Here is a 25,108-nt window from a genome sequence, read left to right as displayed (position 1 = left end):
GCCCCGCGCGGGGCGCGGCGGCAGGTCCGACCGGCGCGCGCTTCAGCGCATCTCCTCGACCGGAACCACGCCCAGAATACCCAGACCCTCGGCGATGACAACGGCGGCGGCACGCGCGAGGGCGATCTTGGCCTGCGACGTTGCAGCATCGCCCTCCTGCAGGAAGCGCAGGCCCTGCTCGTCGTTGCCGCGGTTCCACAGTGCGTGGAAGTCGCTGGCGAGGTCGTAGAGGTAGAAGGCGATGCGATGCGGCTCGTGTCCGCGGGCGGCGATTTCCACCAGGCGCGGCCATTCGGCCAGGCGCCGGGCCAGCGTCAGCTCTGCCTCGTGGTCCAGCAGCGACAGGTCGGCGGCGGCGAGCGTCGCGTCATCGGCGGCGATGCCGGCCTCAGCGGCCTTGCGCAGCACCGAGGCCACGCGCGCATTGGCGTATTGCACGTAGAACACCGGGTTCTCGCGCGATTGCTCGAGCACCTTGTCGAAGTCGAAGTCGAGCGGCGCGTCGTTCTTGCGCGTCAGCATGTGGAAGCGGACGGCATCGGCGCCGACCTCCTCGACGAGGTCGCGCAGGGTGACGAAGGTGCCCGCCCGCTTCGACATCTTGAAGGGCTCGCCGTTCTTGAAAAGCTTCACCAGCTGGATCAGCTTGATGTCGAAGGTCAGATCCTCGCCCGCCAGCGCGGCGACGGCGGCCTTCATCCGCTTGACGTAGCCACCGTGATCGGCGCCGAAGACGTCGATGATCTGCGCGTAGCCGCGCGTCACCTTGTCGTAGTGATAGGCGATGTCGGGGGCGAAGTAGGTCCAGCTGCCGTCCGACTTCTTCACCGGGCGATCCACGTCGTCGCCGAAATCGGTGGAGCGGAACAGCAGCTGCTCGCGCGCTTCCCAATCCTCGGGCAGCTTGCCCTTCGGCGGCTCGAGCGTGCCCATGTACAGCAGGCCCTTGCTGTCCAGCACCTCGAGCGCGGCCTCGATCCGGCCGCTTGAATAGAGCGACTTCTCCGAGAAGAAGACATCCTGCCGCACGCCCAGCAGCGCGAGGTCATCGCGGATCATCTCCATCATCGCGTCGGTCGCGAAGACGCGGATATCGGCCAGCCACTCGGCCTCGGGCTTGTCGAGGAGGCTGTCGCCGTAACGCTCTTTCAGCGCCTCGCCCACCGCGACGAGGTAGTCGCCGGGATAGAGGCCCTCGCCGATCTCGGGCGTGCGGCCGCAGGCCTCGCGGTAGCGCTCATAGGCGGAGCGGGCGAGGACATCGACCTGCCCGCCGCCGTCGTTGATGTAATACTCGCGCGTGACCTCGAAGCCGGCGTAATCCAGCAAGGTCGCCAGCGCGTCTCCGAAGACGGCGCCGCGGGCATGGCCGACATGCACCGGCCCGGTCGGATTGGTCGAGACATACTCGACGTTGACCGCCTGCCCCGCCCCGAGGCCCGAGCGTCCGAAGCCGGGCTGCGTCAGCGCGGTGCGCACGACATCCTGCCAGACGGAGGGCGCAAGGCGCAGGTTCAGAAAGCCCGGCCCCGCGACCTCGGCCGCGGCGATGCGCGGATCGGCGGAGAGCTTTTCCGACAGGGCGGCGGCGATGTCGCGCGGCTTCATGCCGGCGGGCTTGGCCAGCACCATGGCGGCATTCGTGGCCATGTCGCCATGGGCGGCGTCGCGCGGCGGCTCGACCGTCACGGCGGCCATGGCCAGCCCCTCGGGCAGCGTGCCTTCGGCGGTCATGGCGCCAAGGCTGTCCAGCACAAGGCTGCGGATATCGGCGAACAGGTTCATCGGGGCCTCCGGCAAGCGTTCGCGGCTTGTAGCACCCGCGGCGCCGGGGTCAACGAAGCCGGGCGCCAAGGGGTCCGGCGTCGCTGGTGCCGTGGCGCGGCCCGAGGCCCCTGCCCGGCCTCAGGCGGTCGAGGGGCGGCCGGGGATCGGCGGGCTGTGGTTCTCGGGCCCGTCGCCCGGCGGGGCGGCAGCGCCCGTGCCCTCGGCCCCCGAGGGCCGGGATGCAGGGCCACCCTCGCCCTTGGGCGCGGTATCCGCGGGTTTGGGCGCCTCCTTCGGCGCCTCCTTGCCTTCGCGCGTCTCGGCGGCGGCGCGGCCGGGCGAGCGGGCGTCCGAGGTGGTGGCCTGGGCGCGGCGCTCGGACCGTCCGGTGCCCTGCCAGTCCTCGGGCGGGATCAGCGAGATTAGCCGCACGCCGGGCGCGGGGCGCACCTCGTCATCCTTGCGGATGAAGCGCGCCTCGCCGCCCGGCGAGACGCGGGCGATCAGCCGCGAATGGGGCCGCCGCTCGCGCCATTCGGCAAGGCCGTATTCCTCGGTCAGGCGGGTGACGCGGATGGTCCAGCCCTCGCGCATCAGCCGCTCGAGGCCCCAGTAGGTCTCGTCCGGGCCGAAGGGGATGCCGGTCAGTGTGCGCGACAGCTGGTGCCGCGCGCTCTCGCCCTTTTCGCGGGCGATCTGGTAGACGTTGTCGCGGCCGAACTCGGGGCCCATGTCGGTGGCGACGAGGGTGTTGTAGGCGTCGTTCGCTGTGGCCGCGACGACAAGGTCGTAGGTCACGAACTCCAGCCACTGCTCGGCCGATTCCGACAGGATGTCGCCCGAGTAGGTGGCCAGCCCCGAGGTGCGGAAATCGCGCAGCGCGTTGTGGTTGGGATCGGCCACCAGCACCGGCACCTCGACCTTCTTCAGGGCCTCGCTCAGCGCGAGGGTGAAGCGGCTGCCGCCGACGATCAGCACCCCGGGTCGCGCCGCGCCCGACAGGCCCAGCCAGCGCGCCATCGGAGCCAGCGAGAAGCCGTGCAGCACCACCGTCGCGGCGACGAGGGCAAAGGCCAGCGGCACGATGCGGTCGCCGTCCTCGACACCGAGGCCGGTCAGCCGCGTGCCGAAGAGGCCCGCCACGGCCACGAGCACCACGCCGCGCGGCCCGGTCAGCGCGACCAGCGTCTGCTCGCGCCAGGGCACGCCCGACCGGAAGAGCGAGGTCAGCACCGTCAGCGGGCGCACCGCGAAGATGATGACCAGCACCACCGCGAGAGAACGCCAGTCCAGCGTCGTCAGGCTTTCCAGCTGCATCGAGGCGGCGAGCAGGATGAAGACGCCCGAGACCAGAAGGACCGTGGCGTGTTCCTTGAACCGCCGCAGCTCGTCGTAGGAGGACAGGCCTGCATTCGCGATGCCAAGGCCCATGACGGTCACCGCCAGCAGCCCGCTTTCGTGCAGTACGCTGTCGGCCACGGCGAAGACCGCCAGAAGCGCGGCGAAGAGGATCGGCACCTTCATGTATTCGGGCGTGCGCCCGTTCTGGAAGGCGTAGCTGATGCCCTTGGCGGCGGCGGCGCCGATGCCGACGGCCACGGCGACGCCCAGCGCGAGGTCGAGCACGGCGGTCATCGGCGTGGCGGCGGTGTTCAGCACCAGCACCACCTCGAAGGCGAGAACGGCGGCCAGCGCGCCCAGCGGATCGTTGACGATCGCCTCCCACTGCAGGAGCGCGGCAGGCCGGCTCGAGAGCTTGGCGGTGCGCAGGAGCGGCGCGATCACGGTGGGGCCGGTGACGATCAGGATGCCGCCGAAGACGGTCGCGCTCTCCCAGCTCATGCCGCCGACATAGCGCAGCGCCAGCGTCGACAGGAGCCAGCCCAGCGGCGCCCCGACGAGGATCAGCCGCCCCACCCCCCGGCTGCGGTCCCGCAGGCTCGAGAGGTTCAGCGACAGCCCGCCCTCGAAAAGGATCACGGCCACGGCCAGCGAAATCAGCGGCGACAGGAGGTCTCCGAACGACTCGGAGGGCGAGAAGAGGCCCGAGAAGGGCCCGACGGCCAGACCGGCGACCAGCATCAGGACGATGGCGGGCATCCGCAGGCGCCAGGCAACCCATTGGCTGCCAACGCCGATCGCCCCAACGAGCGCGATAGCCGCGACCGGGCCCAGACCTTCAATCATTCCAAATCCTTTGTTGTCCCCGGCGCCGAGGCTTCGCCCCAAATAGGCTACTGCAGCAGCAATGGAAGGGAAGTCCTGCGCGATGGCCCTCAGGCGCCGGTGCGCATCCGGATATCAGAGCCTGTCAGCCGCGCATGTTCCTGGATCGCGAAGCGGTCGGTCATGCCGGCGATGTAGTCGCCCACCAGCCGCGCCAGCGCGGTCTCGTCCTCGGCCTCTTCGACGTCCTTGCGCCATTGCTTGGGCAGGCCAGAGGGGTCGCGCATGTAGAGCGGGAAGAGATCCTCGACCACCTGCGTCACCTGCACGCGCATCTTCACCACGTCTGGGGCGCGGTACATGCGGTGGAACAGGAACTCGCGGATCTGTTTCAGGTCCGACCAGAGCCCGTCGGAAAAGCGGACGACCATCCGGCCCGCATGGCGCACGTCATGCGCCGAACGGGGGTTCACCTCGGCCAGCGTCGACTTCGCCACGCCGATCACGTCCTCGACCAGAACGCCGAAGAAGCGGCGCAGCGCCTCGTGACGGCGGCGGTACTTGTCGAGGTCGGGGTGCAGGCGGTCGACCTCGGCGAAGGTCTCGCGCAGGACCGGCAGCTGCGCCAGCTCGTCGGTCGAGAACAGCTCGGCCCGCAGCCCGTCGTGCAGGTCGTGGTGCGAATAGGCGATGTCGTCCGACAGGGCCGCCACCTGCGCCTCGGCGCTGGCATGGGTCTGCAGCTCCAGATCGTGCAGCGCGCCGTATTGCGCCAGCGCATAGGGCAGCGGCGCCCCGACCGGGCCGTTGTGCTTGGCGATGCCTTCCAGCGTCTCCCAGGTCAGGTTCAGCCCGTCCCAGCCGGCATAGTGCCGCTCCAGCGACGTGACGATGCGGATCGCCTGGGCGTTGTGATCAAAGCCGCCATAGGGCGCGAGCAGCGCGTTGAGCGCATCCTCGCCGGTATGGCCGAAGGGCGTATGGCCAAGGTCATGCGCCAGGGCGACGGCCTCCGCCAGCTCCTGGTTCAGGTCGAGCGCGCTCGAGATCGTGCGGGCCACCTGCGCCACCTCGATCGAATGCGTGAGGCGGGTGCGGAAGTAGTCGCCCTCGTGCTCGATGAAGACCTGCGTCTTGTGCTTGAGCCGGCGAAAGGCCGAGGAATGGATGATCCGGTCCCGGTCCCTCTGGTAGGGCGAGCGGAAGGTGCTGACCGCCTCGGGGTGAAGGCGGCCGCGGCTGCCCGCTGGATCGGTGGCGTAGGGGGCCGTCATGGCTGTCCTGCCCGCTGTTGTTCTCGTCGCGCGCTGCTCCTATATTTCAGGGCGCTGCGAACCGATACCCCCAGGGTCGAAAGGATTGCGCCGATGCTGACGCTGCCGCCCAAAGTCACCCCCCGCGCCTGGGAGCGCCTCGCCGAGATCGGCGCCCATGCCCAGGGCAAGGCACTGCGCATCGCCGTCGAGGGCGGCGGATGCTCGGGCTTTCAATACGAGATCGCGCTGGACGCGCGGGGCGAGGATGACCTCGTGCTGGAGGGCCAGGGCGAGGCGGTGGTGATCGATTCCACCTCCCTGCCCTTTCTCGCCGATGCCACGATCGATTTCGCCGACGAGCTGATCGGCGCCCGCTTCGTGATCGAGAACCCGAACGCGACCAGCTCCTGCGGCTGCGGCACCAGCTTCTCGATCTGAAGCGGCAGGGTGGTCGGCAGGCCCAAGAGGGGGCTCTGCCCCCGCCGCCCTTCGGGCGCCTCCCCCGAGATATTTTCGAAAGAGAAGAAGGGGCGGATGCGCTTTCTGCCTTCTTCTCTTTTCAAATATCCCCGCCGGAGGCCCCCTCCGCAGCCCGCGCGCGGCGCAGGCCGGCGGGAACAGCCGCCTGCCGGCGCGCATTGGCTCCTGATGCGCAGGGAAGGAAAGGCAGGCCGTGCTCGCACTCAGTATCACCGTCGTCCTGTGCCTGATCGTGGTGAATGGCGCGCTGGCGATGTCGGAACTGGCGGTGGTCTCTGCCCGCAGCTCGCGGCTGAGGGCCATGGCCGAGGATGGCAGTCGCGGGGCGCAGGCCGCACTTGAGCTTGCCGCGGATTCGGGGCGCTTTCTCTCCTCGGTGCAGATCGGCATCACCATGGTCGGCGTTGTCTCGGGCGCCTTTTCCGGCGCCACACTGGGACGCCCGCTCGGCGCCGCGCTTGCCGGTCTCGGCGTGCCTGCGGACTGGGCGCCAACGCTGGGCACCACGCTGGTCGTCGCGGTCATCACCTACCTTTCCCTGATCATCGGAGAGCTGGTGCCCAAGCAGATCGCCCTGCGCGATCCCGAGGCAGTCGCCGCCCGCATCGCGATCCCGATGCGCTGGGTGGCGCGGATCGCGGCGCCGCTGGTCTGGCTGCTCGATGCCTCTCAGGACGCGGTACTACGGGCACTGGGGCTGAACCAGCAGGGCGAAGAGGGCGTCACCGACGAGGAGATCCGCATGACCATCGCCGAGGCCGAGCGATCGGGGGTCCTGAAGACCGCCGAGCGGGTGATGATCGCCGGCGTCATGGGCATCGCCGACCGCCGCGCCGCCGACCTGATGACACCCTCCGGACAGATCGACGTGCTGTACCTCGATCAAAGCCCCGAGCAGATGATGGAGCGGCTGCGCGGGACCGAACATGGCCGCCTTCCGGTGCTGGAGACCGAGGACGGCCCAGTTTTGGGGATCCTGCCGGTGCGCACGGCGCTGACCGCGCATGACGCCGGCACCTCCGCCGAGGAGCTGCGCGCGTTGATCCGCGAAGCGCCGCGCGTCGCCCCAGAGACCGGCGTGCTCGCGGTGATCGGCGATCTGCAGACCGCGCCGGTGCATATGGTCCTTGTCATGGATGGCGAGAGGCTCGCCGGCGCGATCACCGGCATGGACGTGCTCGAGCCGATCGCCGGGACCTTCCGCGACGAGGGCTCGGACGCGCCGGCGGTGATCGAGCGCGACATGGGCGGCCACCTTGTGGCCGGCTGGATGCCGGCGGAACAGTTCGCGAAGAGCTTCCGGATCGAGCTCGACCCCGAGGAAGGCTCTGCCCGCGATTTCGAGACGGTGGCTGGCTGGGTCCTCCACCGGCTGGGCGGCATCCCGCAGGAGGGGCAGAGCTTCGAGGCCGATGGCCGGATCATCGAGGTCGCCGACATGGACGGCATGCATATCGACAAGCTGCTGGTCACTCGCACGCAGCCCCGCAAGCCGGACCGCCGCACGGCCCCCTCGCGCCGCGGCTGACCCGCGCCTACGCCGTTGCCGCAGGGCGCCGGGCTGCTACAAGGCCCGCGAAGCAGCGGGAGCCCGGGCCATGAAGATCGCGACATTCAACATCAACGGCGTCAAGGCCCGGATCCAGGCCGTGACCGACTGGCTGACCGAGGCAAAGCCGGACGTCGCGCTGCTGCAGGAGATCAAGAGCCAGGACGAGGGCTTTCCGCGCGAGCATTTCGAGGACCTGGGCTACCGGGTCGAGACGCATGGGCAGAAGGGCTTCAACGGCGTGGCGATCCTCTCGCGCCTGCCGCTGGAGGATGTCAGCCGCGGCCTGCCGGGCGACGATGAGGACGAGCAGGCCCGCTGGATCGAGGGCACGGTGATCGGCGACAGGGGCGCGGTCCGGCTGTGCTGCCTCTACCTGCCGAACGGCAATCCCGCGCCGGGGCCCAAGTACGACTACAAGCTGGCCTGGATGGCGCGGCTGCAGGCCCGGGCCGAGGCGCTGCTGGCCGAGGAGCAGCCGGCGGTTCTGGCCGGCGACTTCAACGTGATCCCGATGGCCGAGGACGCGAAGCGCCCCGAGGCCTGGCGCGAGGACGCGCTCTTCCGGCCCGAGACGCGCGCCGCCTTCCGCAAACTTCTCGCCCTCGGCTACACCGATGCCTTTCGTGCGCGGGTGCAGGGTCCGGGGCATTATTCTTTCTGGGACTACCAGGCCGGCGCCTTCAACCGCGACGACGGCATCCGCATCGACCACGCGCTTCTGACGCCTCAGGCAGCAGACAGGCTCACTTCGGCCTGGATCGAGCGCGAGCTGCGGGCGCGCGAGAAGCCCTCGGACCATGTGCCGCTCTGGATCGATCTGGACCTCTAGGACTTCCGTCGCCTTGGATCAGTGCATTCCTGCACAGAACCATTGGCAATAAAAAACGAACTGAACGGTTCAGTTTGTCGTCCCACTGCCTATATCAGTCTCATCGCAACGAACGACTGCCGAAAGACTGATCACATGACCAACCGCATTCTCACCACCGCCCTTGTCGCCCTGACCGCCACCGCCGGTCTCGCCACCACCGCCAGCGCCTACACCGCCGAAGGCGCGCTCGGCGCCCGCTACGAGCAGCCGACCAACTTCTCGGTCGAGTTCCCCGTCGTGAACGCCGCCGAGGCCGGCACCGTCACCGTCCTGCGCGGCGACGGCACCGTCATCGGCGCCACCAACGTCCGCGCCGGCATCAACACCGACGTCCGCGTCAGCTGGCCGGGCCAGCAGGATGGCCGCCTCCGCGCCGTCCTGACCGACGCCTCGGGCACCGAAGTGTCCCAGCGCTGGGTCAACCTCTACCGCTAAACGCGGCGACGGCGCAGCGGCCCTCCCTCCGCTGCGCCTCCCTCCTCCCCTTGCTACCGCGGCGCCCTGTCGGGTCCCGCACATCGAACAGGACCTCCCCATGACCAACCGTATCCTCACCGCCGCCCTCGTCGCCCTGACCGCCACCGCCGGTCTCGCCACCACCGCCAGCGCCTATACCGCCGAAGGTGCGCTCGGCGCCCGTTACGAGCAGCCGACCAACTTCTCGGTCGAATTTCCCGTCGTGAATGCCGCCGAAGCCGGCACCGTCACCGTGCTGCGGGCCGACGGCACCGTCATCGGCGCCACCGACGTCCATGCCGGCATCAACACCGACGTGCGCGTCAGCTGGCCGGCCCAGCAGGACGGCCGCCTGCGCGCCGTGCTGACCGACGCCTCGGGCACCGAAGTGTCCCAGCGCTGGGTCAACCTCTACCGCTAAGCGCCGTAGCGCCGGGGCAACCGATCTGGTGGCCCCGGCGGCAGCGGACCTTGATCCTTTCTCAAAGGGGCATACCCTGCCCCTCCGACCCCAAGAGGAAGACATCATGACCCACAGACTGCTGACCGCAGCCATCCTCGCGCTTGCCACAGCCGGCGGCATCGCCGCCCCGGCCAGCGCCGAGAGCACGATCGGCCTCCGCTACGAGCGGCCCACCAACTATTCGGTCGAATTCCCGGTCGTCCGCGCGGATCAGGCCGGCACCCTCGCTGTGCTTCGCGCCGACGGCACCGTCCTCGGCGCGACCGAGGTGCAGCCCGGCCTGAACGCCGATGTGCGCGTCAGCTGGCCCACGGACGAGAAAGGCCGCTTTCGCGCGGTCCTGACCGATGCCGCCGGCACCGTGCTGGACGAGCGCTGGGTGCGGCTGCGGTTCTAGGCCGCCCCGCCACAGCTGAGCGATCCTACGACCCGCGGTCCTCGCCGCGGGTCGCGTCATATGCGTAAAGCCAGTCCAGCCGCCGCAGATAGGCCCGCGGCGCGACCCGGTCGATCGCCGCCAGCCCCAGATGCGCGACCCGGCGCGCCGGTCCAGACAGATGGTAGTTCCGCGCATTGGCCTGCGCCGCGGCAAGCGCCCGCACCACCCTGTCACGGCGCCGCGCCTGATAGCGCGCCAGTCCCTGCAGCAATGGCTCGGATCCCGTGACGCTCTCGGCCAGGACCCAGGCATCCTCGAGCGCGAGGTTGGCGCCCTGCGCCAGGAAGGGCAGCGTCGGATGCGCGGCATCGCCGAGGATGGCGCTGCGCTGGCCGTGCCAGTGCCGCGCGACCGGATGGCGGAACAGGCCCCAGAGCATGGGCTCTCGCACCTGCTGCAAGAGGTCTTGCAGCTCGGCGCAGGCGCCGGAGAAGGCCCGCGTCATCGCGTCGGGCCGGTCGACATGGCTCCAGCCCTCGGGCGCCCAGGCCGACCGTTCCTCCACCGCGACGATATTCAGCCCCTCGGGGATCGGGTAGGTGACGGCGTGGCGATGCGGCAGCATCCAGATGCGCGCCTCTGGCGCCTGCTCTGCCGGGATGACGGCGCGCCAGGCCACCTGCCCGGCGAACTGCGCCGACGTGGCCTCGTTCAGCGCCGGCCGGACCATCGAGTGCAGCCCGTCGGCCCCGATCACCAGCGCGTCCTCGATCCTCTCGCCACCCTCGAGCGTCAGGACCCCGTCAGTCGCCTCGGTCACCCGGGCGCCGGTGCGCAGTGCGACGCCGGCCTCGGCGCAGGCCTTCCCCAGCAGGGCGACGAGGCCGCGGCGCGAGGCCATGCGATAAGGCGGGCCCGGCAGCCGGGTCAGGTCGAACCGCGCCAGCCTGCGCCCCGTAAGACCGTCTACCGGCACCACCGCCCGCCCCTGAACCGAGACCGCATCGAGGTCGGCGCCAAGGCCCAGCGCCTGGATCACGCGCGCACCGTTGGGGGTGATCTGAAGACCGGCCCCAAGCTCGCGCAGGACCGGCGCCTGCTCCAGCAGCGTGACCGCCACGCCCCTGCGGGCGAGGCACAGGGCCACGGTCAGCCCACCGATGCCGCCGCCGACGACGGTTGCCGTTTTCAGCGCCATGCGCTGGCCGAAGATCCGGTCATCGACTGCATACCTTGGCAGACAAGACGATCAATCGTCGCGGTGGACGCGTTCGCGCCGCTCGTGACGTTCCTGCGCCTCGAGGCTCATGGTCGCGATCGGGCGCGCGTCGAGGCGGCGCAGGCTGATCGGCTCTCCGGTGATCTCGCAATATCCGTATTCGCCCTCTTCGATGCGGCGCAGGGCCGAGTCGATCTTGCTGACGAGCTTGCGCTGGCGGTCGCGGGTGCGCAGTTCGAGCGACCGGTCGGTCTCTTCGCTGGCGCGGTCGGCGACATCGGGGATGTTGCGGGTGCCGTCCTTCATGCCCTCGATGGTGTCGCGGCTGTCGGACAGAAGATCGTCCTTCCAGCTCAGCAGCTTGCGGCGAAAGTACTCGAGCTGACGGTCGTTCATGAACGGCTCGTCCTCTGCGGGACGATAGTCGTCTGGTAGGAAGATCTCGGCTTTCATTATCGGCTGCTCCAGCGTCACTCGCCGGAAGCGGCTCGCCCAACTCACCGCTTGCCGGCACACCCCGTTGTGGCGCCCGTGTAGCGGCTGGGCCGGTCAGTGTCACTTACTTTTTCCGTGCATGGCAGGGCGCTTGCGCAAGCAAGGCGAGTCGCGCGGCGGGGCCGGTGGACATGGGTCCGGGCGCGGGATAGGCCCCACCCGGCACACGCGGCACCCCCGCGCCAGAACGGACGCAGCCCATGATCATACCCTTGGTGACATTCCTGATCGGCGCCGCCATCGGCGCCTTTCGCGCGAAGCGCCGCGGCGGAAATTTCCGCGACATGGCGCAATGGGGCGTCGGCCACGGCATGCTGCTGGGCATGCTGGGCCTCGCCCTCCTGATCGTTCTTCTTAACCTCTGAGGTAGGGTCCGAGGCGGACCTCAACCCTGCTTGCGCGGCCACTCTGCCTCGTTGCTGCCGGCCTCTTCCTCTTCGGCAAGCCGCCCGAGCAGGCGCTCGAAAACGTCGGGAAGATCGGCCTCGACGGGGAAGGCGCGACGGAAGCTTTGCTGCCGGACCTGTTTGTCATGTGCTTCGAACGGCATCGGCTGCCTCCTAGGGCGACCTCCCTCTGGACTGTTGAACCAATGCAGCGGCTGCCACATGGTTCCGCCGCGTCTGGCCCAAGGGCCAAGTGTTGTTGCGTCGCACCACGACGTGAAGCCTTGCCGATTGCGCCGAAGCCGCGGCGCGCCCATTCTTGTAATCGATGCTGAAGCTGACGCCGATCCTTCTGGCCATCGCCTATGGCCTTGCGATGTACCACTTTTCGGCGTGGCGCACGCGGCGTGAGCTATCGAGCAGCTCGACCGAGCTGGCCGATCCGGCCCTCGCGGCCCTGTGCCGCAAGATGGCCGCCGCGCTCGAGATCCCGCGCATTCGCGTCAATATCTACGAGGTTTCCGTCGTCAACGGCCTCGCCGCGCCGGATGGCCGCATCTTCCTGACGCGCGGCTTCCTCGAGCGCTACAACAGGGGCGAGGTCAAGGCCGAGGAGCTGGCCGCCGTCATCGCGCATGAGCTGGGGCATGTCGCGCTGGGTCATTCGCGGCGGCGGATGATCGATTTCTCCAGCCAGAATGCGCTGCGCGTCGCCCTGACGACGGTTCTGGGGCGCCTGATCCCGGGCCTCGGCGGCTGGATCGCGGCGGGCCTCACCTCCCTGCTCTCGGCGCGGTTGTCGCGGCAGGACGAGTTCGAGGCCGATGCCTATGCCTCGGCCCTGCTGATCCGGTCGGGCATCGGCACCGCGCCGCAGAAGGCGCTGTTCCGCAAGCTGGACGCGATGGCCGGCGGCGGTGGCGGCGGGCGCGCGGCCTGGCTGCTGAGCCACCCCCAGGCCGAGAAGCGCATTGCCGCGATCGAGGAGAACGAGCGCAAGTGGCTCGAGGCCTAGCCCGCCAGCCGCTCCACCGTCTTGCCCAGCCTCGGAAGGCGCGCCTTCTTCATCAACGCGCGCAGGGTCCAATCCTCGCCCGAAAGGCGCCGCGCCTCCTCCAGCACCGCCTGCACCACGGAGGTCATCTCCTGCGGATGCGCCAGTGCCAGCCCGGCCAGCCAGCCGTCGGGATCGAGACGCGTCAGCCCCTCTTCCTCGAGCAGGTTTTTCGGGAAATCCTTGGCGTTCACCGTCACGATGGCATCGGCATGGGCCGTGACGGCGGCAGCGAGCACGTGGATATCCGCCGGGTCGGGCAGCCAGAGACGCCGCTCCTGCGCCTCGGTGGGCGTGACGGCGGCCTCGGGCCAGCGGGCCGAGAGGGCGGCGATCTCGCCCCGTGCCACTGCCTCGCCCGCGGGGCCGAGGCGGGCGGCGGCGCGGGCCCATTCCTCGAGGATGCGGGGCGACCAGCGCGGCTCGAAGAGGCGCTCAGCGGCTGCGCCAAGGATCACCTCGCGCATCACCGTCGGATAGAGAACGCAGGCGTCGATCAGCAGGCGCGGCCGCTCCGGCAGGCGGCGCGCGCCGCTCACAGCCGGTAGGTCAGCGTCTTGAGGTAGCCGCTTTCCGCCAGCTGCGGCAGCACCGGATGATCGGGCCCGGCAAAGCCGGTGCGGATGATCGCCCCCGCGCGCCCGGCCTTGCCGATGCCGCGCGTGCAGGCGGCGCGGAACTGCGTCAGATCGGCGGCATGGGAGCAGGAGCAGAGCGTCAGGAACCCGCCCTCCTTGACCAGCGGCGCGGCGAGGCGTGCGATCCGCTCGTAGGCGCGCAGCCCCGCGTCCAGCGCCTGCTTGGAGGGCGCGAAGGCCGGCGGGTCGCAGACCACGAGGTCAAAGCGCTCGCCCTCGGCCTCCAGCGCCGCGAGCGTGTCGAAGGCATCGCCGCGCCGGGTGGCGAAGCGATCCGCCATGCCGCCCGACTCGGCACCTTGCTCGGCCAGCGCAAGCGCCGGAGCGCTGCCGTCGACCGCGAGGGCCGAGGCTGCGCCGCCGGCCAGCGCGGCAAGGGCGAAGCCGCCGACATGGCTGAAGACGTCAAGCACCCGCCCGCCCGGCGCCAGCCGCGCGGCGAAGGCGTGGTTGGGACGCTGGTCGAAGAAGAGGCCGGTCTTCTGCCCGCCCATCACGTCGGCCATGTAGGTCGCGCCGTTCATCGGCACCGGGATCGGCCCCTCGGGCGCCGCGCCCTGCAGCAGGCGCGTCTCTTCGGTCAGCCCCTCCTGCGTGCGGGTGCGGCCGGTGCCGTTCAGGATAACCGTGCCCACGCCCGCCAGCTCGACCAGCGCCGCGGCGATCTCATCGGCCATGGCATCGGCCCAGGCGGCATTCGGCTGCAGCACCGCGACATCGCCGAAGCGGTCGATGATGCAGCCGGGCAGGCCATCGGCCTCGGCATGGATCAGGCGGTAGAAGGGCGCATCGTAAAGCGCATCGCGGTAGCTCAGCGCACGCGACAGCTTCGCCCGCAGCCAGGCGCCGTCGATCACCGCCTCGGGATCGCGGTCCAGCATCCGCGCGGCGATGCGGCTGGCGGGGTTCACGGTAACGAGGCCCATGGGCTGCCGCTCCGCGTCCTCGAGGATCGCGAAGCTGCCGGGGGTCAGGCCCCGGGTGCGCCGGTCCATCACCAGCTCGTTGGCATAGACCCAGGGAAAGCCGTGGCGGATGGCGCGGGCCTCGGCCTTGGGCAGGAGACGGATCGTGGGATAATCACTCATCCACGCGCTGTAGCCCGCCTGCATGAAGGCGGAAAGACCTATCGAAATGCCGCGCTGCAGCGAATTGCGCGAAGGCCCGCATGACGCTACGGTAAGGGTCATGGAACTGTCGCGCCGTTAGCGCTAACGTAATCTCGATCCCTCCCGCTTCGCCACTGCGCCAGCCGCAAGGAGCCGCCATGACACTCCACGCCACGATCGACGCCGTCACCGACCGTATTCGCGCCCGCAGCGAGGCGGCGCGGGGCCAGTACATGGCCACAATGGCCCGCGCCGCCGCCGAGGGGCCGCGCCGGGCGCATCTGACCTGCGGCAACCAGGCCCATGCCTATGCCGCCAGCGACGACAAGCAGGCCCTGGCCGAGGGGCGGGCGCCAAACATCGGCATCATCACGGCCTACAACGACATGCTCTCGGCCCATCAGCCCTACGAGCGCTACCCCGAGCTGATCCGCGCCGCCGCCCGCGCCAATGGCGCCACGGCGCAGGTCGCGGGCGGCGTGCCCGCGATGTGCGACGGCGTGACGCAAGGCCAGACCGGGATGGAGCTGTCGCTCTTCTCGCGCGACGTGATCGCGCTGGCCGCTGCCGTCGGCCTGTCGCACAACACCTACGACAGCGCGCTCTACCTCGGGGTCTGCGACAAGATCGTGCCGGGCCTCGTCATGGCGGCGGCGACCTTCGGCTACATCCCCTCGATCTTCCTGCCCGCAGGGCCGATGACCAGCGGCTTGCCGAACGACGAGAAGGCCAAGGTGCGCCAGCAGTTCGCCGCCGGAGAGGTCGGGCGCGAGGCCTTGATGAAATCCGAGATGGCCTCCTACCACGGCCCCGGCACCTGCACCTTCTACGGCACCGCCAATTCCAACCAGATGCTGATGGAGTTCATGGGCCTGCACATGCCCGGCTCCAGCTTCGTGAACCCCGGCACCCCCCTGCGCGACGCCCTGACCGAGGCGGCGACGAAGCGCGCGGCCGAGATCACGGCACTGGGCAATGCCTATACGCCGGTCTCCGAGATCCTTGACGAGCGGGCCTTCGTGAACGGCATCGTCGGGCTGATGGCGACGGGCGGGTCGACCAACCTCGTCCTGCACCTGCCGGCCATGGCGCGGGCGGCGGGGGTGATCCTCGATCTTGAGGACTTCGCCAATATCTCGGCCGTCGTGCCGCTGATGGCCAAGGTCTATCCCAACGGTCTGGCGGACGTGAACCACTTCCACGCGGCGGGCGGGCTTGGCTACATGATCGGCGATCTGCTGAAAGCGGGCCTGCTGCACGAGGATGTGCGTACCGTGGCCGGCGACGGGCTGTCGCTTTACACGCAGGAACCGACCCTGAAGGAAGGCCGCGTCGTCTACGGCCCCGGCCCCGAAGCGCCGCTGAACGAGCGGATCCTGCGCCCCGCCGCCGATGCCTTCCAGCCCACGGGCGGGCTGCAGCAGCTTTCTGGCAACCTCGGCCGGGCGGTGATCAAGACCTCCGCCGTCGCCGCCGACCGGCAGGTGATCGAGGCGCCGGTGCGCGTCTTTCACGACCAGGGGGCGGTCAAGACCGCCTTCCAGGCCGGGGAATTCACCGCCGATACCATCGTCGTGGTGCGCTACCAGGGGCCGAAGTCCAACGGCATGCCCGAGCTGCACAACCTGACCCCGATCCTCGCCGTGCTGCAGGACCGCGGGCTGAAGGTGGCCCTCGTCACCGACGGGCGCATGTCGGGCGCCAGCGGCAAGGTGCCCGCCGCGATCCATGTCGCCCCCGAGGCGGCAGAGGGCGGGCCCATCGGCCTGCTGCGCGACGGCGACATCCTGCGGCTCGACGCGCCCTCGGGCCGGATAGAGGTGCTGACCGATCTCGCAGGCCGGGTGGCCGAGCGGCCCGATCTCGCCGGCAACGGCAGCGGCGTCGGGCGCGAGCTTTTCGCCGCCTTCCGCGCCTCCGTCGGCTCCAGCGCCGATGGCGCCGCGGTCGTCGTCTGAGGCGCTCCACCTCCACCGCCGGCCGCCCGCCCGAAGGCGGGCGGCGCGGGCCGGCGCGGGCTCGATGCCCGGGCCGGCCCGCCCCCCCTTCCCTTACATCACCTGCGCCGATAAAGACGCCGGCGGACTGACGAGAAGGGGGATCCATGTCGATCCTGGTGATGAAATTCGGCGGCACCTCCGTCGCCACGCTGGACCGGATCCAGCGCGCGGCGAAACGCGTGGCCGTCGAGGTCGCGCGCGGGCACCAGGTGATCGTCATCGTCTCGGCGATGTCCGGCAAGACCAACGAGCTGGTCGGCTGGGTGAACGAGACCTCGCCCCTCTACGACGCGCGCGAATACGATGCCGTCGTCTCCTCGGGCGAGAACGTGACCGCCGGGCTGATGGCCCTGCGCCTGCAGGAGATGGAGGTGCCCGCCCGCTCCTGGCAGGGCTGGCAGGTGCCGCTCAAGACGAACTCCGCCCATTCCAGCGCCCGGATCGAGGAGATCCCGACCGACAACATCATGGAGCGGTTCGCCCAGGGCATGCAGGTCGCGGTCGTCGCCGGCTTTCAGGGCGTCTCGCCCGAGGGGCGGATCACCACGCTGGGCCGCGGCGGGTCTGACACCACCGCCGTCGCCTTTGCCGCCGCCTTCGGCGCGGTGCGCTGCGACATCTACACCGACGTCGACGGCGTCTACACGACCGATCCGCGGATCTGCGAAAAGGCCCGCAAGCTCGACCGCATCGCCTTCGAGGAGATGCTGGAGCTCGCGTCCCTTGGCGCCAAGGTGCTGCAGACGCGCTCGGTCGAGCTGGCGATGCGCTACAAGGTGAAGCTGCGGGTGCTCTCCAGCTTCGAGGAACAGTCGGACGAGGCCGGGACGCTGGTCGTGGGCGAGGAGGATATCATGGAAAGCAATGTGGTCGCCGGGGTCGCCTATAGCCGCGACGAGGCGAAGATGACGCTGATCTCGGTCGCCGACCGGCCCGGCATCGCCGCCGCGATCTTCGGCCCGCTGGCCGAGGCCGGGGTGAACGTCGACATGATCGTGCAGAACATCTCGGAAGAGGGGCGCACCGACATGACCTTCTCCTGCCCGATCGACCAGGTCGCGCGGGCCGAGAAGGCGATGCAGGACGCCAAGGAGCGCGGCGAGATCCGCTTTCACGACACCGTCGCGGACAAGGGCGTCAGCAAGGTGTCGGTCGTCGGCATCGGCATGCGCAGCCACGCCGGGGTCGCCGCGCGGATGTTCAAGGCGCTCTCGGCCGAGGGGGTCAACATCAAGGTCATCACCACCTCCGAGATCAAGATCTCGGTGCTGATCGACCGCAAGTACATGGAACTTGCCGTGCAGGCGCTGCACGACGAGTTCGACCTCGACAAGCCCGCCGCCGAAAGCGTCTGACACGGGCGCCCCGGGTGGCCCGCTCAGCGGGCCACCCGCGTCACCCCACCGGGACCGGTGCCTCTCCAGCAGGCTCCAGCAGGCCCAGCGCCGCGAGGGCGGCGCGCATCGCCTCGGACGGCGGTGTGCGCAGCTCTTCCCCCAACAGCGCGCGCAGGCGCGTGTTGTCGATGCGCAAGGGGTGCGACCAGAGCGGCCGCAGCTCTGCCGCCTCGCGCGCGAAGCCGCCGAAGGGCTCGAGGGCGCGCATCGCCCACCAGGGAAAGCGCTTGCGGGGCAGCCTTCGGCCCAGGGCCTCCTCGACGAGCGCGGGCATCCGCGTCCCGTCCTCATCCCAGAGCCCCTCCATCCCGACCCGCTCGAAGGGGCGCAGGCGCTCCGGCGCGTCCAGCAGGCGCGCGACGGTCTCGGCCACGTCGGGCAGATAGGCCCAGCTGTGCCCGGCGCCGCTCCGGGTCAGCAGGGTCAGCCTGCGCAGCGGGCGCCCCTCGCCGATCATCCCGGCGGAGAACCAGCTCGACCGTGCGCCGGGGCCCCAGTAATCGCCGGCCCGCAGGATCAGCACCGGGGCGCGGCCCGAGGCCTCTTCCAGCCGCCGCTCCAGCGCGACGCGGATCCGCCCCTTCCGGCTGGCCGGCTGCTGCGGGCTGTCCTCGCGCGCCAGGGGCACCTGCGCGGGGTCGTAGTTGTAGACCGTCCCCGGCAGCACGATCCGCGCCCCCCCCGCCCGGGCGGCGGCGATGGTATTGTCGATCATCGGCAGGACAAGCCGGTCCCAGTCGCGGTAGCCCGGCGGGTTCACGGCGTGGACGATGACCCCTGCCCCGCGCGCCGCGGCCATGACATCGGCGCGGCGCATCGCGTCGCCCTGCACCCACTCGATCCCCGGCGCGCCGGTCCAGCCCCGTGCCGCCGTCGCCGCATCCCGCGCCATGCCGCGCACCCTCCAGCCGCGCGCCAGCAGCGCCTCGGCCACCGCGCCGCCGATGCCGCCGGTCGCGCCCAGAACCAGTGCCGTCTTCGCCTCTTGCCCGTACATCCTCGTCTCCTTGCCTTGCACGAGCAGAAGATGACGGGCCAAGACCTCATCAACCATTGCCCAAAGATGCCAAGCTGCTAGTCAATAATGCATGAGCGTCATGCCCCCCTCCTGGGACGATCAGCAGGCCTTTCTCGCGGTTCTTGAGGAGGGCAGCCTCTCCGCCGCCGCGCGGCGGCTGGGGGTGACGCAGCCGACGATGCGGTCTCGGATCGCGGCGCTGGAGGCACGGCTGGGCGTCACGCTCTTCACCCGGTCGTCGCAGGGGCTGCTGCCCACGCCGCAGGCCCGCGCGCTCGAGGCGCCGGCCCGTGCCATGGCCCATGCCTCTGACGCCTTCCTGCGCACCGCCGCCTCGCCGCCCGGCCTCGTGGCGGGGCGGGTGCGGCTGTCGGTGGCGGACTTCGTCGGGGTCGAGGTGCTGCCCGCGATGCTGCCGCCGCTGCTCGCGCGCCATCCCGGCCTGCGGCTTGAGCTGGCGCTGTCGAACCGGCAGGCCAACCTCACCGAGCAGGAGGCCGATCTCGCGGTGCGGATGCATCCCCCGGCGCAGGACACGCTGGTGACGCGGCGCATCGGAGAGATCCCGATCGGCCTCTTCGGCCACCGCGACTACCTCGCGGCGCGCGGCCGGCCCCAGCGGCTGGAGGATCTGGCGCAGCACAGCCTCATCGGGCCCGACCGGTCCGCAGCGGACCTGGCCCTGGCCGAGCAGCTTCTGGGCCCCCGCGCGGCGGAGATGATCACCCTGCGTGTCGACAACCACCCCGCGCAGCTGGCGATGGCGCGGGCGGGGCTGGGCCTCGTCTTCGCGCAGCGGCCCGTCGGGCGCGCCGATCCGCGCCTCATCGAGGTGCTGGAGGGGGCGGTGACGCTGGCGCTGCCGGTCTGGGTGGTCGCGCATCGCGACCTGCGCGCCCTGCCCCGCGTCGGGGCGGTCTTCGACCACCTCGTCGCCGCGCTGACCCGCTATGTCAGAACGGGACGGGCGGGGCCCGAAGACCCCGCCCGCCAGGGCTCGCGCGACTGATCCCGCCGGATCAGAGCATGCCCTTGTCCCAGGGGCCGGTGATCGCGAAGGTGATGCCCGGCGTCTGGATGTTGACGAAGAGGACGCGGCCCGTTGGATCGAAGGTGGCGCCGGCCCATTCGTTCTCGCGGTGATCGCCGGCCTCGATGAAGGCCGGGTTCTTGGCCGCCCGCTCCAGCCGCTCGCTGTCGAGGGTGATGTTGTTCTTGGCGAAGACGTAGGTCTCGCCCTGCGGCGTCAGGCCGAGCAGACGCTCGCCCATGCCGAACTCGTCCTCGACGCCGCCGCCGTCCTCGCACAGGAGCACGCCGCCGCGGGGGCTGACGGTGATGTTGTCGGGGTTGTTGCCGGCGACCGGGTTGTCGGACTTCCAGATGCAGGCCAGAGTCTCGCTGGCGGGATCGTAGGTCCAGACGGCGCCTTCGCCGCGGCCGATCACATTCGGCTCGCCGTCATCCTCGCCCCGGCCGGCAGAGGTGTCGACGATGTAGAACAGTTTCTCGGTGTCCGAGTACCAGATCCCCTCGAGCCGGCTGAAGCGCAGCGCACCCAGATCGCGGCCCTGCTTGAAGGGGCCGGAGGCCATGTTGCCCTCCTCGAAGGGCGCCTCGGTGAAGGGCTGCGGCGGCAGATCGGGATCCTCGATCGCGACCCATTCGATGCGGTGGCTGTCGCCGATCGCCGGGTCGAGCAGGTCGGCCCCCTCCTCGCCCACGACCTTCGCCATGAAGAGCGCGCCGCCCTCGGCGAGCGCGCCGTAGCGCTGGTCGGTGTTCACCGGCACGAACTTGTAGAGGCCGGCCTGATTGCGGTCGTCCTCGGTCAGGTAAAGGCTGCCGGTCGCGGGATCGAGGGCGACGGCCTCGTGGTCCATGCGGCCCATGTCCTTGATCGGCTGGCCCGTCGTCTCGGCGGGATCGGCCGAGACCTCGAAGACGTAGCCATGCGGCAGGCCGCCGTCTTCGGTGAAATCGGCCTTGTCCTCTTCGCAGGTCAGCCAGGTGCCCCAGGGGGTGACGCCGCCGGCGCAGTTGTTGATCGTGCCGCCGATCGAGGGGCGGGCCGAGACCCACTGATCGCCGCGGTAGACCAGCGTGGTGGTGCCGCCCGCGGCCTGACCCGTCTCGCCGTCGTCCGACAGGGTCGCGGTGTCGTAAAGGCCCGGCGCCCGGATCAGCCCGGCCATCGGGCGCACGGTGGATTCGTGGTTGCGGATCAGGGTGATCTCCTGCTCGCCATCCACCATCCGGCTGCCGACGACGCCCATGCCGTCATGCTCGAAGGGGGTGGGGTTGCCGTCGTCCATCGGATCGCCGGCCCAGCCGAAGCTCTGGTAGCTGAAGCCCTCGGGCAGCTGCAGCAGCTCGAGGCCGGTGGTGCGGTCGGCGACCGGGCGGACCGGGCCGTAGGGCGAGGCGATCGGCATCATCCGGCCCTGCGCCATCGCCTGGCGGACATAAAGCCCGCCCAGAGGCGCGGCCAGAAGGGCGCCCGTCGTGCCCTTGAGGAATCCTCGGCGGTTCATCTGATCGAAACCAGTCATGGCTTGCTCCCGTGCTTGCGTCGCGGGCACCCTCGCCCTTTGTGATAACATTCCAGTGACAGGGGCGTGACCGCTGCGCGAAAACGTCGTTCCGCTCGGGCCGGCGATGTGCTCTACAGGGCGGCGGCAGGCGCCGGAGCCCTGATTTCGCCGGCGTCAAGGGGCACTATGGAACAACGGACCGAAAGCGAGAGCAGGAAACTGCTCGGGCGGCTGCGGGCGGTGATGGCCGAAGGCGGCGCCGGGCAGCAGCGGCTGGACCGGATCGTGCAGCTCATCGCCGAGCAGATGCGCACCGAGGTCTGCTCCATCTACCTGTTCCGCGACCCCGAAACGCTGGAGCTTTGCGCCACCGAGGGGCTGCAGCCCGAGGCGGTGCACCAGACGCGGATGCGGCTGGGCGAGGGCCTCGTGGGGCGCACGGTGCGCAGCCGGCGGGTCGTGAACACCGCCAATGCCCCCGCCGAGAAGGGCTTTCGCTACATGCCGGAGACCGGCGAGGAGCGGTACTCCAGCTTCTGCGGCATCCCGATCCAGCGCCTGGGAGAGCCGATGGGCGTGCTCGTCGTGCAGTCCAAGGACGCGCGGCAATACACCGCCGACGAGGTCTATGCCCTCGAGGTGGTGGCCATGGTGCTGGCCGAGATGACGGAGCTGGGCGCCTTCGTCGACCAGGGCGCGGCGCTGGCGGCCCGGCACCAGAACCCCGCCACCTTCCGCGGCACGACGGGACAGGAGGGCGCCGCCGAGGGCTGCGTCTGGCTGCACGAGCCCCGGGTGGTGGTGACCAATCCCATCGCCGAGGACCCGGTGGCCGAGCTGGAGCGTCTGCGCGAGGCCGCCGAGGAGCTGCGCGGCCGCGTCGACGAGATGCTCGAGAACGCCAAGACCGTCGACGCCGAAGAGGTGCAGGTCCTCGAGGCCTACCGCATGTTCGCCAATTCGCGCAGCTGGATGCGCCGGATGGAAGAGGACATCTCCAGCGGCCTTTCGGCCGAGGCCGCGGTCGAGAAGGAGCAGAGCCTCGCGCGCACCCGCATGGCCCGGTCCAACGACGCCTACCTGCGCGAGCGGCTGAGCGATCTCGACGATCTGTCCAACCGCCTCCTGCGCATCCTCAGCGGGCAGGGCCGCGACACCGGCGCCGAGATGCCGGACAACCCGGTCCTTGTGGCCCGCAACATCGGCCCCGGAGAGCTGCTGGATTACGGCAAGACGCTGCGCGCCATCGTGCTCGAGGAAGGCTCGGTCGGCAGCCATGCCGCCATCGTCGCCCGCGCCTGGGCGATCCCGCTGGTAATCCATGCCCGGGGCGTCGTGCAGGAGGCGCTGAACGGCGACGTGATCCTCGTGGACGGCGATCAGGCCGTGGCGCACCTGCGCCCCGACGACCAGATCCGCACCGCCTTCCGCGACAAGATGGCGATGCAGGCCCGCGCGATGGAGCGCTATGCCGGCCTGCGCGAGCTGCCGGCCGAGACGCTCTGCGGCAAGACCATCGCGCTGCACATGAACGCCGGGCTGATGGCCGACCTGCCCTCGCTGCAGGGATCGGGCGCCGAGGGCGTGGGCCTGTTCCGCACCGAGCTGCAGTTCCTGATCCGCAACAAGATGCCCAAGCGGGCCGAGCTTTCGGCCCTCTATGCCCGCGTGATGAACGCGGCCGAGGGCAAGCGCGTCTGCTTCCGCACGCTCGACATCGGTTCGGACAAGGTGCTGAGCTACATGAAGCCCAACGACGAGCCGAACCCGGCCATGGGCTGGCGGGCGATCCGCGTCGGCCTCGACAAGACCGGCGTGCTGCGGATGCAGCTTCAGGCGCTGATCCGCGCCGCCGGCGGGCGGCCGCTGTCGGTGATGTTCCCCTTCATCGCGCAGGCCGGAGAGTTCGCCCGCGCGCGCGAGGAGCTGGACAAGGCGCTGGAGCGCGAGCGCATCCTTGGCCGCCCCCTTCCCGCCTCGGTCGAGGTCGGCGCGATGCTGGAAACCCCCAGCCTCGCCTTCGCGCCCGACCGCTTCTTCGAAGAGGTCGACTTTCTCTCGGTCGGCGGCAACGATCTCAAGCAGTTCTTCTTCGCTGCCGACCGCGAGAACGAGCGCGTGCGCCGGCGCTACGACACGCTGGACGCCAGCTTCCTCGCGCTGCTGTCGCAGATAGTCGCCCGCTGCGAGGCCGCCGGAACGCCGCTCAGCTTCTGCGGCGAGGATGCGGGCCGCCCGGTCGAGGCGCTGGCCCTCGCCGCCTTGGGCTTTCGCACACTGTCAATGCGCCCCGCTTCGATCGGGCCGGTCAAGCACCTGCTGCGGCGCTGCAACCTCGACGAGGTGCGGGGCGTCATCGACGAGACGCGGGCCGCGGGCGAATCCTCGGTCCGCCGGCCCGTCGTGACCTGGCTGACGCAGAACGGCTGGCTGATCTAGGCCGGGCCTGCGGGGCTAGCCGCGCCGGGTCTTGCCCGACAGGACGGTGTGAAACTCGTTCAGCACCGCCTCTTCGCCGTAGTGCCGCACGAGGCGGCGCAGGCCGAAGTGCACATGCGCGACCTCGGTGTAGTAGCCGGTAAAGGCCCAGTTCGTGCCTGCCCCCGCCACGGCGCCGAGGATCGGCACGGCCTGCCCGGCCAGCCGCGCGCCCAGCACGGCGGCGAAGCGCGGGGCAACCCGGGCGATCAGCGTGTTCAGCGCGATCCCGCTGAGGCCGAGCCGCGCGCCCAGAAAGCTGGTGTCGATGCCCGCCTCATCCGGCCCGGCGCCGCCCGCGCCGAAGACGCGCAGGCATTCCAGCCGCGTCTCCTCCGAGGCCGGATCCTCGCCATTGGCCTGCGCCACGCCCTGCACGGCGCGGAAGATGATGGTGGTGGCCACGGGGATCTCGGCCAGCGCCGTCGGCAGCCCGCCGAGGCCGCCGAAAGCACCCGAAACCGTCGCGACGAGCCGATGCTGCCGGTCGGTCGAGACCTGCCGCGTCAGCGCGCCCCAGGGGCCGGCGGAAAAGCCGCGGCTGTCCTCGGCCAGGGCGTAGCTGCGGGTCAGGGCGGCGCGGGCGCCGGCCTCGATCCGGCTGCGCGCCGGCTTCGGCAGCATCCGCATCCCGTCCTCGACCCGCCCACCGGCAAGGCTGACGATCCGCATGAGAAGCGAGGCCGCCTTGCGCTGCCGGTCCGCGAGGGCGGCGATCTCGGCGCGCGCCTCTGCGGTCAGGGGCACGGGCGGGGTGGCGGGGTTGATTTCCTTCATCGCGCGCATGCCCCAGATTTGGCACGCCGGCGCCCGGGGTCAATCGTCCCCGCGCGCGCCGGGGCGCGTCAGGGCGCGATGCGCGAAACGGCGCCGGTCACGCCCTCCCAAGCGCCCTCCTGCAGCGCGACGCCGAGGACGCGGTCGGGGTTCGTGGGGGGCGGCATCTCGACCCCCTCGAGCCGGGCGAAGCCGAAGCGGGCGTAATAGGGCTCGTCCCCCACCAGCAGGACGCGCGGATGCCCCAGCTCGCGCGCCACCTCGAGCGTGCGCCAGATCAGCAGCGCGCCGAGCCCTTCGCCCTGCCGCACGGGATGCACCGCGACGGGCCCCAGCAGCAGCGCCTCGGCGCCACCGACCAGCACCGGCCAGACGCGGATCGCGCCCGCGACCTCGCCCATGCGCCCGCGCACGAGGCGGCAGAGCGCGGGCACCGGGGCCACGTCCTCGCGCAGGCGATAGGAGGACAGCGCCGTGCGCCCCGGCGCGAAGCACAGATCATAGAGCGCCTCGACCTCCGGCGCATCGGCCGGGGTCTCGATCAGGATTTCGGCCACGACGCGCCCCCCGTTTCGTCGCGCCGGGTGCTAGCACGCGTCTCGCGCCTTGCCAA

24 protein-coding genes are annotated in these 25,108 nt (G+C 70.5%); 12 read left to right on the top strand and 12 right to left on the bottom strand.

Going from position 1 to position 25,108, the window contains the following annotated elements; all coding sequences use genetic code 11:
- Window positions 1–42: 42 nt before the first annotated feature.
- From argS to DFP88_RS11005, 3 genes are all read right to left on the bottom strand, one after another.
- Complete coding sequence (gene argS / locus DFP88_RS11015) at window positions 43–1,785, bottom strand: arginine--tRNA ligase (RefSeq protein ID WP_110814532.1); 1,743 nt, start codon at window positions 1,783–1,785, stop codon at window positions 43–45.
- Between the two features lie 120 nt (window positions 1,786–1,905).
- Entirely contained in the window at window positions 1,906–3,954 is a 2,049-nt protein-coding gene (locus DFP88_RS11010; RefSeq protein WP_110814531.1) for a cation:proton antiporter domain-containing protein, read from the bottom strand.
- 89 nt (window positions 3,955–4,043) lie between these two features.
- Window positions 4,044–5,207, bottom strand: coding sequence for a deoxyguanosinetriphosphate triphosphohydrolase (locus DFP88_RS11005; RefSeq protein WP_110814530.1), 1,164 nt, complete (start codon window positions 5,205–5,207; stop codon window positions 4,044–4,046).
- A 93-nt stretch (window positions 5,208–5,300) separates the two neighbouring features.
- Between DFP88_RS11005 and DFP88_RS11000 the strand changes: the two genes are divergently transcribed.
- From DFP88_RS11000 to DFP88_RS10975, 6 genes are all read left to right on the top strand, one after another.
- Window positions 5,301–5,627 carry a HesB/IscA family protein gene (locus DFP88_RS11000; RefSeq protein WP_110814529.1) on the top strand — a complete coding sequence of 109 codons (327 nt, stop codon included), beginning with the start codon at window positions 5,301–5,303 and terminating at the stop codon, window positions 5,625–5,627.
- A gap of 235 nt (window positions 5,628–5,862) precedes the next feature.
- Window positions 5,863–7,197, top strand: a complete 1,335-nt coding sequence (locus DFP88_RS10995; protein WP_245904781.1) for a hemolysin family protein — start codon at window positions 5,863–5,865, stop codon at window positions 7,195–7,197.
- Between the two features lie 70 nt (window positions 7,198–7,267).
- Complete coding sequence (gene xth / locus DFP88_RS10990) at window positions 7,268–8,050, top strand: exodeoxyribonuclease III (protein WP_110814528.1); 783 nt, start codon at window positions 7,268–7,270, stop codon at window positions 8,048–8,050.
- 135 nt (window positions 8,051–8,185) lie between these two features.
- Entirely contained in the window at window positions 8,186–8,527 is a 342-nt protein-coding gene (locus tag DFP88_RS10985) for a hypothetical protein (protein ID WP_110814527.1), read from the top strand.
- Between the two features lie 100 nt (window positions 8,528–8,627).
- On the top strand, window positions 8,628–8,969 hold the full coding sequence (locus DFP88_RS10980) for a hypothetical protein (protein ID WP_110814526.1): 342 nt from the start codon (window positions 8,628–8,630) through the stop codon (window positions 8,967–8,969).
- Between the two features lie 106 nt (window positions 8,970–9,075).
- Window positions 9,076–9,408, top strand: coding sequence for a hypothetical protein (locus DFP88_RS10975; protein WP_110814525.1), 333 nt, complete (start codon window positions 9,076–9,078; stop codon window positions 9,406–9,408).
- Between the two features lie 25 nt (window positions 9,409–9,433).
- Here the strand turns inward: DFP88_RS10975 and DFP88_RS10970 are convergent, their stop codons facing one another.
- Both DFP88_RS10970 and dksA read right to left on the bottom strand, forming a co-directional pair.
- The gene (locus DFP88_RS10970) at window positions 9,434–10,588 is read right to left on the bottom strand and encodes an FAD-dependent monooxygenase (RefSeq protein ID WP_110814524.1); all 1,155 of its coding nucleotides are present in this window, start codon (window positions 10,586–10,588) and stop codon (window positions 9,434–9,436) included.
- 51 nt (window positions 10,589–10,639) lie between these two features.
- Window positions 10,640–11,062, bottom strand: a complete 423-nt coding sequence (dksA, locus tag DFP88_RS10965) for an RNA polymerase-binding protein DksA (protein WP_110814523.1) — start codon at window positions 11,060–11,062, stop codon at window positions 10,640–10,642.
- Between the two features lie 242 nt (window positions 11,063–11,304).
- On the opposite strand from dksA, the gene DFP88_RS17055 reads away from it, so the two are divergent.
- The gene (locus tag DFP88_RS17055; protein ID WP_181418625.1) at window positions 11,305–11,469 is read left to right on the top strand and encodes a hypothetical protein; all 165 of its coding nucleotides are present in this window, start codon (window positions 11,305–11,307) and stop codon (window positions 11,467–11,469) included.
- Window positions 11,470–11,489: 20 nt separating this feature from the next.
- Here DFP88_RS17055 and DFP88_RS17050 read toward each other — a convergent pair whose 3' ends face one another.
- Window positions 11,490–11,654 (bottom strand): hypothetical protein, encoded by a 165-nt coding sequence (locus DFP88_RS17050; protein ID WP_181418624.1) that lies wholly within the window; start codon window positions 11,652–11,654, stop codon window positions 11,490–11,492.
- A gap of 164 nt (window positions 11,655–11,818) precedes the next feature.
- Here DFP88_RS17050 and DFP88_RS10960 point away from each other — a divergent pair, with 164 nt between their 5' ends.
- Complete coding sequence (locus DFP88_RS10960) at window positions 11,819–12,505, top strand: M48 family metallopeptidase (protein ID WP_110814522.1); 687 nt, start codon at window positions 11,819–11,821, stop codon at window positions 12,503–12,505.
- Here the strand turns inward: DFP88_RS10960 and DFP88_RS10955 are convergent.
- Window positions 12,502–13,083 carry an RSP_2648 family PIN domain-containing protein gene (locus DFP88_RS10955; protein WP_281268164.1) on the bottom strand — a complete coding sequence of 194 codons (582 nt, stop codon included), beginning with the start codon at window positions 13,081–13,083 and terminating at the stop codon, window positions 12,502–12,504. The genes DFP88_RS10960 and DFP88_RS10955 overlap by 4 nt on opposite strands.
- Window positions 13,080–14,270 carry an RSP_2647 family RNA methyltransferase gene (locus tag DFP88_RS10950; RefSeq protein ID WP_110814521.1) on the bottom strand — a complete coding sequence of 397 codons (1,191 nt, stop codon included), beginning with the start codon at window positions 14,268–14,270 and terminating at the stop codon, window positions 13,080–13,082. The genes DFP88_RS10955 and DFP88_RS10950 overlap by 4 nt, the downstream gene beginning before the upstream one ends.
- 179 nt (window positions 14,271–14,449) lie before the next feature.
- Between DFP88_RS10950 and edd the strand changes: the two genes are divergently transcribed.
- Window positions 14,450–16,249, top strand: coding sequence for a phosphogluconate dehydratase (edd, locus tag DFP88_RS10945; RefSeq protein WP_110814520.1), 1,800 nt, complete (start codon window positions 14,450–14,452; stop codon window positions 16,247–16,249).
- 146 nt (window positions 16,250–16,395) lie between these two features.
- Entirely contained in the window at window positions 16,396–17,646 is a 1,251-nt protein-coding gene (locus DFP88_RS10940) for an aspartate kinase (protein ID WP_110814519.1), read from the top strand.
- Between the two features lie 40 nt (window positions 17,647–17,686).
- Here the strand turns inward: DFP88_RS10940 and DFP88_RS10935 are convergent, their stop codons facing one another.
- Window positions 17,687–18,685 (bottom strand): NAD-dependent epimerase/dehydratase family protein, encoded by a 999-nt coding sequence (locus DFP88_RS10935; RefSeq protein ID WP_110814518.1) that lies wholly within the window; start codon window positions 18,683–18,685, stop codon window positions 17,687–17,689.
- Between the two features lie 91 nt (window positions 18,686–18,776).
- On the opposite strand from DFP88_RS10935, the gene DFP88_RS10930 reads away from it, so the two are divergent.
- Window positions 18,777–19,715 carry a LysR family transcriptional regulator gene (locus DFP88_RS10930; RefSeq protein ID WP_110814517.1) on the top strand — a complete coding sequence of 313 codons (939 nt, stop codon included), beginning with the start codon at window positions 18,777–18,779 and terminating at the stop codon, window positions 19,713–19,715.
- 10 nt (window positions 19,716–19,725) lie between these two features.
- Here DFP88_RS10930 and DFP88_RS10925 read toward each other — a convergent pair whose 3' ends face one another.
- Window positions 19,726–21,258, bottom strand: a complete 1,533-nt coding sequence (locus tag DFP88_RS10925) for a PhoX family protein (protein WP_110814516.1) — start codon at window positions 21,256–21,258, stop codon at window positions 19,726–19,728.
- A gap of 168 nt (window positions 21,259–21,426) precedes the next feature.
- Between DFP88_RS10925 and DFP88_RS10920 the strand changes: the two genes are divergently transcribed.
- Window positions 21,427–23,679, top strand: coding sequence for a phosphoenolpyruvate--protein phosphotransferase (locus DFP88_RS10920; RefSeq protein WP_110814515.1), 2,253 nt, complete (start codon window positions 21,427–21,429; stop codon window positions 23,677–23,679).
- Window positions 23,680–23,694: 15 nt separating this feature from the next.
- Here DFP88_RS10920 and DFP88_RS10915 read toward each other — a convergent pair whose 3' ends face one another.
- Both DFP88_RS10915 and DFP88_RS10910 read right to left on the bottom strand, forming a co-directional pair.
- On the bottom strand, window positions 23,695–24,504 hold the full coding sequence (locus DFP88_RS10915; protein ID WP_342767717.1) for an EcsC family protein: 810 nt from the start codon (window positions 24,502–24,504) through the stop codon (window positions 23,695–23,697).
- Between the two features lie 59 nt (window positions 24,505–24,563).
- Window positions 24,564–25,052 (bottom strand): GNAT family N-acetyltransferase, encoded by a 489-nt coding sequence (locus tag DFP88_RS10910; RefSeq protein ID WP_110814514.1) that lies wholly within the window; start codon window positions 25,050–25,052, stop codon window positions 24,564–24,566.
- Window positions 25,053–25,108 lie beyond the last annotated feature (56 nt).

Source organism: Pseudoroseicyclus aestuarii (assembly GCF_003217255.1).
Classification (GTDB): Bacteria; Pseudomonadota; Alphaproteobacteria; order Rhodobacterales; family Rhodobacteraceae; genus Pseudoroseicyclus; species Pseudoroseicyclus aestuarii.
This window is presented reverse-complemented; position numbering and strand designations above follow the sequence as displayed.